Raw genomic sequence first — 12,812 nt, 5'->3', positions numbered from 1 at the left:
GTAAAACATATACACCATACCCCATTTTTTAGGTTTTATTGAGACCTGCAGATATATTATTCCTATAATAAAGTTCAGGTAGAATAATGAACTACTGAATTCGATATTTTCAATCAAATTTCCTACGGTATTGGCAATTACTAAAAAACTAAATAGTTTTTTCTTTAAATCGTGTTCATCAATTTTTTTCATACAAGAAAAATCCTCTATTGATTGACAGTCAATATTCAAAAGAAATTGATGCATTTTGTAACTAGTGCATTGAGTTATTATTAAAACTTGATACAGTAGAGACCCCAGCTAATATTACTCCTATACAACATAAAATAAGCCAGCTTAACATTTGTATATCTACTACAAATGTTTTTGTTTTAATAAAAACAAAGACTAAAAACAGAATAGCGTAAAATAAAAAGTAGTAAAAAAATTTTTTGACATTATTACTGCCCTTCATTGGGAAAATGATGCCTATCAGAACTGGGAACTGCATTGCTATAAAAATTAACAATATACTTTTCAGACTTACAGAATCTCTATGGTACCAGTACGAAAATAAGGAAGTTAATAAAAGTATAGTAAAATAATACAAGTACCATGTTCTAAATTTCTTAGACATCAATATACCCATTATTTTTCTTCTTGTCTTTTGAATCAATGAATTTCGCAATCCATAAACCAGGATCTAGAAGGCTAGTAATGGAATCAGCAATACTTGTTACTAAATAAGCAGCTGCTCCTGATAGTCCTAGTGCAACTAATTTATTTTTGAGCTGACCTAAAAGCGTATTTTTAATCCAATTTTTTACAACAGTCAATCCCTTTTTCTTCACGGCAGCCACAATTGAGGTTCCTGCTCCTCCTGTAAGTATTGAAACACCGGCTGCAATAAGTATATTGAAAGCTCCTGCTACGATGCCTACCGATATAGAGAATAATCTTGTTTGAATATACTCATTTTCTGCATTTAACACCATTTTCATCTGATTGGCTAGTTTGTCAATATCTCCAATACTTCCAGTCCTTAATGCTTCTTGGGTGGCATAATGGTATACAATTTCATTATATGCTTCTTTTTGCTCGGTAGACATCTTGGCTTCATCAAAATTTGTTTCTTGTAGGTCAGCTTCTGCAAATTGCACTGTAAGATTATTGCTTTCGTCTAATGCGCTAAGATACTCTGAATTCGTTGATTGTTGTAATACATAAGAATCTGCAGCTAATGCAATTTTCTCATCTTCTGATAGTGGCTTTTGTTCTTCTGCTATGACAGTTGATGAAATTGATGGAACAATAAAACTAGCAAGAGTTACTGCTGTAATAAAGCCTTTGAATAGTTTTTCTTTTGATTCTTGTAACATATGGGCTTCCTCCATAAAATTTGTTTGTTTTACTTTAGTTACCAAATTTAAATTGACTTTTTCTGAAATTGTAAGCACCACCTATCCTTTACAAAAAACGGTTACAACGATTCATAATTCATCCCCATGATGGAATAAATCAGCAAACATCAATAAACCACTTTTTGAACAACCCTATAAAAATACCAAACTTGATTTCCACCACCTAAAATAAATTGAGTTCATTTGTTCTTTACATGTGCCATTATAGCGGTTGAAAAAGGTTAAATTGAATCATGGTCAAAATATTCACACTAAAAAAATAAAATAACGTATAATTTATGTAATTTTATGGTTTATCGAATAAATTGCTAATAAATACAGAGCCCCTTATAGGTAAACGTCATATAAAAAAACAAAAATATAAATAATTGTAAAGTGTGAAAATGACAAAAGTAATATTCCTTTCTTTGTTCTAAAGAATTGTTAGATAAAATGAACATTAATTTAGATGAATTCGTCTTCTATCTGAACAAGCATACTGTAAGAGAGAAAAATTGGAGCTTGAAGAAACTTGTCAAAAAGATTAGAGAAGATGAAACAAACTTTCAACGCACTTTACGTACGCTACGAGAAAAAACCAAAGACACAAATGATAGTGTGGATATAAGAAATTATCTAGTAGCAAGAACAGTCAATTGGTATCAGCTAGAAGGTAATGAAAGAAAATTGAATACTTGTGATAAAAAGCAGTTATCAAGACTCAAAAAGTATTTAGAAGACGTTGCTGAGTGGGGAAGGTTTGAAATGGTGACTTTCAGTACCCTGCTATTTGTATTTGAAACAAACTACATAAAAGATAGACTGGCTGACATTGAAAGGAAAATAGTGGATTGTCTTCTCAGAGACTGTCCTAGTCTACGCTCTGGTTATCAACTCTATCAAAATCTACTTTATGCAGTTAAAAAGCGGGAAATTGACACGTTTAAAGAATATTTAAATGTGGGAAAAACAGACCTTCCTGAAATCTATGATAGAACTTTGAAAACCTTTAAAAAGTTTCTTTCACAAATCGAGAACGCCCTACGTTATGGCTACTCAAATGGCCCTTTGGAGTGTTTGAACAATCATATCAAGGTATTAAAACGAAATGCCTATGGGTTTCGAAGCTTTTACAACTTTAAATTACGAATCATGATTCGGCATAGGAAAGCATTACTCATAAAATAAAAAAGGAACAGAAAGAAAATAGTTCTTTCTGTTCGCCAATCATTCTAGGATTTCTCTTCACCAACATCGTTTGACAAAGAGCCATTTTTTCATTCCTAGGTCTCTCTGATCAGCTATCAGAATAGAAAGGATCCTTTCTCCTCGTTTAAAACTTTTTCAGTTCTATTACTTCATCTACAATTTTTAAATTTTTAGGCCGGTGTGTAATCATAAGTACAATTTTGTTTTTAAATAATTTTCTTATTTCCATTAAAAGCTTTTCTTCTGTAGTTTCATCTAAAGCAGAGGTTGCTTCATCAATCATTATTATGTCGGCGTCTGAAAAAAATAATCTAGCAAAGGCAATACGTTGCTTTTCGCCACCAGAAATATTGGATCCTTTCTCACCAATCTGAGTATCTAATCCCTTTTCAAGAGAGTGATAAAAATTCTCTAACTGACATTTTTCCAAGGCTTCTATCACTTTGGTATCTGGTATATTTTTGTCAAAAACAATATTTTCTTTTAAAGTGCCATGAAAAATTGGTGCATCTTGAGAAAGGTAAAAAACATGGTCATAATATTCATTCAAATTGTAGTTAGATAGATTCTTTTGATTCAACAAAATATTACCATTTGTAGGTTTAAATAATCCTAGTATGATCTTCATTAAAGAAGATTTTCCTGCACCACTTTCTCCAACTAGCCCATAAATTTTATCTTTCTTAATATCTAAATTAAAATTATTGAGTATATTTTTATTAGCAATAGATAGCTTTAAATCACGAATGCTAATATTTGTAATCTCCGGAATAGGTTCTCCATTAATAAATAATTCTTCATCATTTGAAGTATTATAAAAACTTTGTAAACGTCCGTAAGAAACCTTATCAAGGTTGAACTGAACAAAGATAATATTAAAAATGGCGATCGGGGTGTATATTCTATCAACATAAGTTACTAACGCAACTAAGCCACCTAGACTGATAGATATAGTGTTCGTAAAGGTCAATACAACAATTAACAGTTTTATAACAGCTACCACAATGGCAAAGAAGCCGAAGAAAAATTCATGTATCATCGTCATTTTGGTCAAATTATTCGTTGTAAGATCTGCCATCTCGTGATACCTATTGATCTCTTTTTGATATCTTTTATTGATTCTAAAAGTGACCATCTCAGTTATTCCACGAATTAACGTACTATTCATCGCTTCTTCAGAAATCAAAGACTTTTCTTTTATTGCTTGTAAGATTCGCAGTAAATATTTTGTCACAAAATACACCAAAATATAGCCAATTAAAATAAATGGGATTAATTTCATATCGATTATTGCAATAAAAAATAAGTTAAAAAAAGTTTCTGGGATTAATTCTCTAAATAATCGTCCATAAAAATTCAAGTTAATATTTCTACCTGCATTTGAACCAGCTTCAACTTTTTGTAAAAGTGCTCCGGAACCAACTTTTAAGTATTCTGAATAAGAAATTTTACTTATCTTAACAAGTGCCATTTCCTTAAGATAAAAGAATATCCCATTTTGAAGCTTTGTTCTTGGCTTTTGCTCCACATATGCAAATATTGGAACAATAGAACAATAACTATTGTAAAACCATAAATTAGAATATTACGTATATCTAACTCTTTGCCAAACCCATCCAATAGTTTTTGAAAATAAAATATATTGGTAGCACTCAGCAATGAGATGGTAACTCCAATCCCTATATATACTGAAAAATCTTTTTTAAAATGGTTCCATATTTCATTATTCACTTTATCCTCCTATTGGTTAACATGTCTACTTACTTCAAAATTTAGCCTTCTACTAAATTTTATTATAATAGACGTTTGTATTCGCTTATAATAAAACGAAGGACGTACACAGAGTTTTCAATAAGTTTGGACATGATAAAAATCCCTTTTAGAGGCTGGGACAGAAGCGTTTAACTCCGAGAAATAAGAAGGAATTCACGAAAATTGCTTTTCAACTTTTTGTGAATTTCGGCTTATTTCCGAAGGAGTTGCTTCTGCTCCCGCCGTTTATATGTATTTAGAGAGTGAAACAAAAGTAAATAAGGCTTTTGTCCCACGCTCTCTTGCCTAAAGGACTGTCATCCGCTTTATACCCTATTTTTTCTAGTCAATAAGATGGAAATAGATAAAATGGCGATTTGTGTCATTACTGAATTATGTTTTTCATCATTTATCTCCCTGTTTCTTAAAATGAATCATTTTCGTTTGGAAATCACCATAAAAATCCGGATAGTAAATGCCGATATTCATTAATTCTGTCCCAGAATAGACCTCCCCTGTTGTTTGATCTTCATAGAAGAATTCTTCTGCCAGCCCCTTCAAACGAACTTCATTAAATACTGGTTGAGCATTGGCCAATAGACGGCAGATGAACAGCAAAGCCTCCGATTGGTCGTCTGAAACAAATAACCATGAAGTAATATTTCCTTCAAATGGGCTTTGTAAACGAACAAAATTTCCATACTGAATCAAAGGACGTAACTCTTGGTATTTTTTGATTTGTTCAGCGATTTCATTTTTTTCTTCTTCTGATAACATTGTTAGATCTAATTCATAACCTAATACTCCAGACATTGCTACATCGCCACGTGTTTGTAATGATGTTATGCGACCGGTTTGATGATTGGGAACAGCTGAGACATGTGCAGTAATGGCAGAAATCGGATAAGCGATACTTGTTCCATATTGGATTTTCAAACGCTCCATTGCATCTGTATTATCACTTGCCCAAGATTGTGGCATGTAATAGAGTAACCCTGCATCAAAACGACCACCGCCGCCAGAACAACCTTCCCATAAGATATCTGGATATTTTTGTGTTAGATTTTCCATCAATTCGTATACGCCTAGCATATAACGATGAGCTGTTTCTCCTTGTTGTTCGCTTGCTAATGCAGTGGAATATACGTCAGACAAACTGCGATTCATATCCCACTTGATATAGTCGATTTCAGTCACATCTAAAATCGTTTCCATTTGTTGCTGTATGTTTTCTCTTACTTCTTTACGTCCCATATCTAATAAATGTTGATCACGGGAAGAAGATGGTTCTCTTCCAGGGACTTGCATCAAATAATCGGGATGCTCATGATATAAAGTGGAATCAATCGAGATCATCTCTGGTTCAAACCATAGACCAAACTTTAGCCCTTTTTGATGAACATAATCAGCTACTCCTTTTAATCCTTTTTCTAATTTCCCAGCAAACTCAAACCAATCGCCTAAGGAAGAGTTATCTTGATCTCTGTGGCCAAACCAGCCATCGTCCAGTACAAACATTTCAATGCCTAAGTCAGCGGCCTCATCGACAATGGCTTCGATTTTTTGGTTGGTAAAGTCAAAGTAAGTAGCTTCCCAGTTATTGACTAGGATTGGTCGTTCAGCAAATTGATGTTTGCCACGAGCAACACGTTCTCTCAATAAGTGATGGAAGGTTTGACTCATTTGATTTAAACCGCTATCAGAATAAACCAATAAAACTTCTGGTGTTTGGAAATGTTCCTTTGGTTGTAATCCCCAAGAGAAATTATAATCATTGATCCCAGCGACTAATCGAAGTTGGTTGATTTGGTCACATTCTACTTCAAAGCAATGATTTCCAGAGTAGACAAGATGAATACCGATCACTTCTCCATGAAACTCATTTGCTTGTGCATCAAGTAATGCAATAAAGCTATTCATATGGTGACTAGACGTGCCTCGACGACTTTCAAAACGTTTGATACCCGTAGCAATCTTTTCTCGATTCACTTGACGTTCCTTGACATGTGCTCCTGGCAAAGAAAGAACGTCTTGATATCTACCAGAATTGGTCAGATCTAATTGCATCGAAGCAATTTTTTCTAAACGCAAAGATCCATTTGTCAAATTACGAATGTTTGCCGAACGAGCAATCACGTTGCGGTCTCGATAAATCGTATAAGACAGATCAAGATAGATGTCTTCAAAACGATCTTTCAGCGTAATTACTAACGTATCCGCTTCCTTTTCTTCCAAGACATAAGCAGAAGGCAGTCCTTCAAGCGGTGGTTTGCCTGAGATTATTTCGTATGAATTGTAACGAAGATCTGTTAGGTTTGCGCCATTTTCTCGTCGGATCATACTCGCTGGCACACGGTAATCCATGGAGCCATGACTCGAATATTCTTGTGGCAAGGTATCTTTTGAGTAAGCTCTTTCATTTTGACCTGGCACATTACCAGAAAATCCTCGATCTCGTCTTGGATAATTTTTATGATCATGATAGGTCCCAACTTTTTTTCCAAAATAAATATGTGCTAATACGCCTCCCTCCTCCACTTTGATAATGTAAGAGATTTCATTGTTGCATAAGTGAAAAATCTTGCTTTGCTCGTCAAAAGTAATCAATGATTGGTTCATATCGTTCCTCCTAGTAAACTTTTTATATTAGTGATTTATTTCCCTTATAGTGTTTACTAAACATATTTGTCAAGAAAAATCTCAAAAAAATGAACGTACACGAATTTGAGTGACCTTTGTACTGAACGAAAAGGAATTTTGACCTTTCGAGTGATTACAATACATGAAGGATCTTTCAAAAAGTAGCACATTCAAAAACAAACCGAAAAATATCGAAAATAGACATACTACTTTCGGATTTTTCGGCTTATTTCTTAGAACTAGAAACGGAAATCCCAATCCTTGATTCACTTGTGATACCTTATAAAAATATCTTTAATTACGTATGAGAACTTGTTGTTGCTCCTTCTCAAACTTTTTCAACGCTTTTTCTTTGGAGATCCGCCATCCTGAGTATAGACCGATCAAGACGATAAAAATTTCAAGACGACCTAAAATCATTGCCCCAATCAAAGTAATCAATGTCACCCCACTACTAGTTGCCGAAGTCACACCAACAGACAAACCGACTGTTCCGAATGCTGAAGCAAACTCAAACCCTGCTTCTAATAATGAATGATCAGCGGAAAAAGCGAGGATCAGCGTTCCTACTGCAAAAATGGCTAGATAAGTAAGGAAAAATCCTGTAATCTCTGAAGCGACCGCTGTATCAATCGGTGTCTTTCCTTGTGCTTTCATGTAGTATGGTGTTTCCACTTTTCTTGTAGGAGCGATTTTCTTCTTAAGGTTATGCACCGCTAACCTCATTAGGATATACACACGAGACAGTTTGATCCCGCCCGCAGTTGAACCCATTCCGCCGCCCATCAGCATGAAAAGGATTATGATTCCAAAAGCAAATGGAGGCCATGTAGCAAAGTCCACCGTACCATATCCAGTAGTGGTCAAAGCTGAAATCACGTTAAATGCAGATGAACGAAAGGCCGCTACACCATCCATACCTTCATTGGTCAAAGAAATAGTTACTAACGGAATCGTGACGAGTAATAATGCTAACATAAACCGTAAATCACTGATCTTAAATAACTGTTTCCATTTCCCCTTTGCTAGGAGAAGAAGCACAGCAAAACTAGTTGTACCGACCAACATAAGAAGGATGGTAACTACTTCTATCGCTGAGTTGTTATACGTTCCAATACTATCCAGACGTGTAGAAAAACCTCCTGTAGATAAGGCACACATGGCATGATTGATCGCATCAAAAAAGCTCATACCTAAAAGACGATACGCCACCACTCCGATAACTGTAAAACTGCCATATAAGATAAATACCGTTTGCGCTGTCTTTTTCAAATTTGCTGTAAGTTTGTCTGAATGTCCTTCCATACTGTAGAGATTCATTGATTGCTTTCCTTGGACAAACATAAGGATTACCAGAACAAATCCAAGCCCCCCGCAAAACTGCATAAAGCTACGATGAAATAAAAAAATCTTTGGTGTTGTTGTCACATCCATCACTGAAAGCCCTGTGGTAGTCCAACCACTAATCGCTTCAAATAGTGCATGAAGTAGGCTAAGCTGGTCTGCAATCACAAAAGGTACGGCTCCTGCTAAAAACCCATACCCCCATGTCAGAAGTATCGTTAAGCTACCTTTTTGTATATTGGTCTGCCAATGTGGATCTAAATCATCTGCTTTCGAAAAATGACAGATTGAACCACCAATAATAAAAGAGAGGACCGCCGGAATCATAAATGCTGGCCAAAAACGAGCTTCGTTTGGGTAAAAGGGGAGGATAAACAAAGGAATGGCGATTAATATACCGATCACAATGATTAAGTTGCCGATATTAACGTAATTGAATAATGTTTTCTTTTTCATAGCTATCTTCCCACCAATTCTCTAATCGTAGCTATCTCTTGCTGACTTGATGAGATGAGTATCAACATATCTCCGGCTAGTAACTGTGTATCTCCGTGAGGGGTGATATTCCGATTGCCACGTAAAATACAACCTATAATCACTTCCTCGGGTAAGTTGAGTTCCCATAACCTTTTCCCGACAGCAGGAGCATTAGCCGCTATAGGAACTTGTGAAATACTGATATCCCCCTCCTTGATGGGTATAACAGAAGAAATCTCATCCATAAACATCTGTTGCTCGATGATACTTGTGACAGATGTGACTGAACATACTACTGAATCAACACCCATTTGATAGAAAAAATCTACTTTTTGTGGATCATTGACGAGTGCAGCCGTTTTTTTGACGTGGAATCTTTTCTTGCACAGTTCACTTATCACTAGATTATCTTCATCTCGGCGAGTGAGTGCAATGGCAAGGTCAGCATCTTGTATATTTGCATCATCTAAAATATACGGTCTTGACCCGTCACCACAGATCACATTCACTCCGACCAACTCTGTCAATTCGAGACAGGAAGCATAATCTTCATTGATGATTGTAATTTGAAATCCCTTTTTCGTAAGTGATTCTGCCAATGCCTGTGCTTTTTGATGGCCGCCTATTAAAAATGCTCGTTTCTTTGTTTTCATCATAGGTTGCCCTCCTTAGATCTCTTACCTAAAAGCAAATGATTGATTGCTTCAATAGCCAACACGGAAGGACAAATCGTTTCGATCCCTTGATCCTCATAAATACACGACTTTTCTGGATCGTGCAATCTAGTGATCACACGTTGTGCCGAAAATAGTTCTTTTACGAGTTGTGCTGTCATAATATTTGTATTCCCATCATCTGTCACACACGCAACTGTCGTATATTTATTGATTTGGGCTTCTCTTAGTACATCTAAACTTGTCGCATTCCCAATCACTGTCAACCCGCTAAAAGAAGGAGAAAGTTTTCGGAAGGAATCTTTGCTGATGTCAATGACTAACACATCCTCTCCAGTTTCCGATAACGAGGAGGCTAAGGTTGCGCCTAAGCGCCCACAACCAATCACGACTGTACGCCCCTGTTCTTTTTTTATTGTATTGAAAAAATTCATTTCATTTCCTCCCGAATATCAATTGTTCCTTTACGATACGGCCTATGCCATTCGTATCATAATGAATTTCATAATTCTCTTCCTCTTGCTCATCGGGACAATCGGATTCATCGTAAGCCCATTTCCCCCATGAATAAAAAGTCCCAAAATGTTTTAAGTTATATTGTGTCGGTACATAAGTCGCATCAAGCGCACAGGCTGCCCGAAAATGTTTCATTGCCGTTCGATGATCCCCTTGTGCTTCAAACAGTAATCCATATAAGTTATGGGGATGTGGCGCATGGGGATGTTTTTGCATCGCCATACATAATAACTTTTCGCATTTTTCATACTCATTTTTAGGTATTAATTCGCGAATTTGAGTGCATAGTTCCATTAATTCTCTTTGATCTTCTAGTTGGTTTCTATTCCTCATAATACTCACACCTCCTTGAAATAACGTTTCTCGTTACAGTTTCATGATAGAAGATTTCTTGTAAGGATAGTGTGAGAATCAGCTGAACAGTGTGAGAATCTTGTGAGAATTGAGTTTAATCGAAAATAAAAAGAGCATGAAACAAAAGTATGATTTACTCTTGTTTCACGCTCTAAATACGTATAAACGGCAGAATCAGAAGCAACTCCTTCTTATTTCTTGGAGTTAACCACTTCTGCTCTAACCTCTTTTTTTGATCATTCATCAGTTAGTCTATAACCGACACCAATCTCCGTTAAAAGATAACGTGGATTTGCAGGATTTTCTTCGATTTTACGACGAAGTCCCGCCATAAGGGAACGCAATGCTCGTGTATCATTGCCATAGTTTATTCCATAAATCTCTTTAAGAATCGTACCTGTAGTTAGTACTCTACCAATATTTTTGAAAAATAAAGAAAGTAAACTATATTCAAGAGGGGTCAAATGAATGACCTCGTCTCCCAGATAGCATAAACGTTTTTCAAAATCCATTTTCAACAAGCCGACAGAAGCGACTGGTCTACCGATACTACCCCTAAGTTTATTGGCATGGCGCAAAGCAACACGGATACGAGCCAACAATTCAGTCGCAGAAAACGGCTTCGTTAAGTAATCGTCTGCACCTGCATCTAACGCTGCTGCCTTTTCCTTATCTTGATCACGGGCAGATACTACGATAATCGGGATTTCTGACCATTCTCGGACTTTTTTTATCACTTCCATCCCGTCAAAATCGGGCAAACCCAAATCAAGTAGTACGACACTGAACTGATTGACAACAAGTTGTGACAACGCATCTTGTGCATTTACCACACTAACATAACCATAGCCCTCTGTTTCCAAGGAATAGGAAATAAATTTACGTATTTGTTTATCATCCTCAACTACAAGGATCGTTTCATTGTTTCTGTTCATTTTGATCCTCCATAGGTAATGTAAATATAAATTCCGCACCAGATCCATCTTTCTTATTTCGTGCGCTTATTTCGCCACCATGTGCTTTTACAATTGCTTCACAGATAGCAAGCCCAAGACCCACACCACTTTGTGCATCTGAAAGTTTTGTCCCTGTAGTGTAAAACATTCCGAAGATGTTCGGCAAATCTTCTTCACGGATGCCTGTTCCATTATCTGAAATGACAAAACGTACGCATTCATTCTCTTCAACGACAGTAACAAAAATACCTTTCTTATCTTCCGTATGTTTGACCGCATTGTCTAAGAGATTGATCAGTACCTGTGAAATCAAGCGTGCATCCATAGGAATGACTAGTAATTCATCAGGTACACTCACGTTCACTTGAAGCCCATTATAGCGTCGTCTCATATTCTCAACCGCAAAACCAATCACTTCCTCTACAGCTTCCAATTCTTTATGAGGAAGTAAATGCCCCTCTTGTAAACGTGTTAAATTCAAGATGTTTTCTACAAGAGCATGCAACCACTCTGCCTCTCTATAAATACCACCCACGAGATCATGGACTTCTTCATTTCCTGTCGTCATGTCCATCACGATTTCACTTGTACCTAAGATTCCAGCCAGAGGGGTCCGTAAATCGTGGGAGATAGATCGTAGAAGATTTCCACGATAGTGTTCTCTTTCTGTTTCCTCACGAAATTTCATGCGTTCCTGCACGCTGTAAAAGCGATCCATAGCAAGTGCTGTATTTTCAATCATAGACTGTAAAATTTGGATTTGCTTTTCATTAAACTTTTGAGCATATTCTATAGGGATCCTGATCGCTCCATGTATTCTCTCATGACCATAGATAGGAAAATCATAGAATTCATTATTTATGGCATAAGCCGTAGATAGATCCTCTAATTTCTTCTTTATCTCTGCACTGTCTTTGATTTTTCGACGTGTCAGCTTTCCTTGCATCGATTTTTGAAAAAATGTACTTTCCAGTATTCCTGTTTCGTCAAAATACAAGCAAGCTGCATGACAATCCATTACTTCACTGACAGTAAAAACGACAGTCTCTATGATATCTTCTATATTGTAGGCGCCTGTTAAACGATTAGTAAGCTTATAAAGTGCCCTGACTTCCGCTTCTTTTTCCTTTGCATCCAAAGCATTTTTCTTCGCTTTTGAGGTAAGCGTGCTTGTAATCATAGCCGTCACTGTCATAATGACAAAAGTAATGAGGTAACTAGGATCATTTACGGAAAAAGTGAAATAAGGCTCCGTAAAAAAATAATTAAAAGTAAAAGTAGCAGCTAGTGATGAAAGAACATCCAACATAAATAATGGCGTATAAACCGAATTAATGATCACGCTTAAGATGTAAACAATAACAATATTGGTCTCGGGGAAACCATAGTATCTGAATAAATAGCCTATCCCGGTTGCTACACTCAGGACTAAGATTAAAACGATAAGTGAACGTATAGTAGATTTGTAGGCTGTCGGTTGAACTCTTATCATTTTTTCACCACACTTTTTA

9 protein-coding genes and 2 pseudogenes are annotated in these 12,812 nt (G+C 36.1%); 1 reads left to right on the top strand and 10 read right to left on the bottom strand.

All coding sequences use genetic code 11. From position 1 onward, the window contains the following. Together A5844_RS14405 and A5844_RS04745 are read right to left on the bottom strand one after the other, a co-directional pair. A partial coding sequence (locus A5844_RS14405; RefSeq protein WP_218776166.1) for a hypothetical protein occupies positions 1-192 on the bottom strand: 192 nt, incomplete at its 3' end. Between the two features lie 416 nt (positions 193-608). Continuing rightward, complete coding sequence (locus A5844_RS04745; protein WP_086284143.1) at positions 609-1,358, bottom strand: hypothetical protein; 750 nt, start codon at positions 1,356-1,358, stop codon at positions 609-611. Positions 1,359-2,213: 855 nt separating this feature from the next. Here A5844_RS04745 and A5844_RS13905 point away from each other — a divergent pair. After that, positions 2,214-2,567, top strand: a pseudogene (locus tag A5844_RS13905) (transposase); the annotation flags it as partial. A gap of 145 nt (positions 2,568-2,712) precedes the next feature. On the opposite strand, the pseudogene A5844_RS04735 reads toward A5844_RS13905, so the two are convergent. The 8 genes and pseudogenes from A5844_RS04735 to A5844_RS04700 all read right to left on the bottom strand — a co-directional run bounded on the left by A5844_RS04735 (position 2,713) and on the right by A5844_RS04700 (position 12,793). Further along, positions 2,713-4,319: pseudogene (locus A5844_RS04735) on the bottom strand (ABC transporter ATP-binding protein). A gap of 426 nt (positions 4,320-4,745) precedes the next feature. Continuing rightward, positions 4,746-6,959, bottom strand: a complete 2,214-nt coding sequence (locus A5844_RS04730; RefSeq protein WP_086284141.1) for an alpha-galactosidase — start codon at positions 6,957-6,959, stop codon at positions 4,746-4,748. Between the two features lie 315 nt (positions 6,960-7,274). Continuing rightward, positions 7,275-8,780, bottom strand: coding sequence for a TrkH family potassium uptake protein (locus A5844_RS04725; protein ID WP_086284140.1), 1,506 nt, complete (start codon positions 8,778-8,780; stop codon positions 7,275-7,277). Positions 8,781-8,782: 2 nt separating this feature from the next. After that, the gene (locus A5844_RS04720; RefSeq protein ID WP_209437449.1) at positions 8,783-9,457 is read right to left on the bottom strand and encodes a potassium channel family protein; all 675 of its coding nucleotides are present in this window, start codon (positions 9,455-9,457) and stop codon (positions 8,783-8,785) included. Next, entirely contained in the window at positions 9,454-9,909 is a 456-nt protein-coding gene (locus A5844_RS04715) for a potassium channel family protein (RefSeq protein ID WP_086284139.1), read from the bottom strand. Before A5844_RS04715 ends, A5844_RS04720 begins: the two co-directional genes overlap by 4 nt. A 1-nt stretch (position 9,910) precedes the next feature. Then, positions 9,911-10,324, bottom strand: a complete 414-nt coding sequence (locus A5844_RS04710) for a hypothetical protein (RefSeq protein ID WP_086284138.1) — start codon at positions 10,322-10,324, stop codon at positions 9,911-9,913. A gap of 257 nt (positions 10,325-10,581) precedes the next feature. Next, positions 10,582-11,280 (bottom strand): response regulator, encoded by a 699-nt coding sequence (locus tag A5844_RS04705; protein ID WP_086284137.1) that lies wholly within the window; start codon positions 11,278-11,280, stop codon positions 10,582-10,584. After that, positions 11,264-12,793 (bottom strand): ATP-binding protein, encoded by a 1,530-nt coding sequence (locus A5844_RS04700; protein WP_086284136.1) that lies wholly within the window; start codon positions 12,791-12,793, stop codon positions 11,264-11,266. The genes A5844_RS04705 and A5844_RS04700 overlap by 17 nt, the downstream gene beginning before the upstream one ends. Positions 12,794-12,812 lie beyond the last annotated feature (19 nt).

The sequence above is a fragment of the Candidatus Enterococcus wittei genome (assembly GCF_002140175.1).
Taxonomy (GTDB): domain Bacteria; phylum Bacillota; class Bacilli; order Lactobacillales; family Enterococcaceae; genus Enterococcus_B; species Enterococcus_B wittei.
The sequence above is the reverse complement of the archived record's forward strand: the minus strand, read 5'-3'. Positions and strand labels throughout refer to the sequence as shown.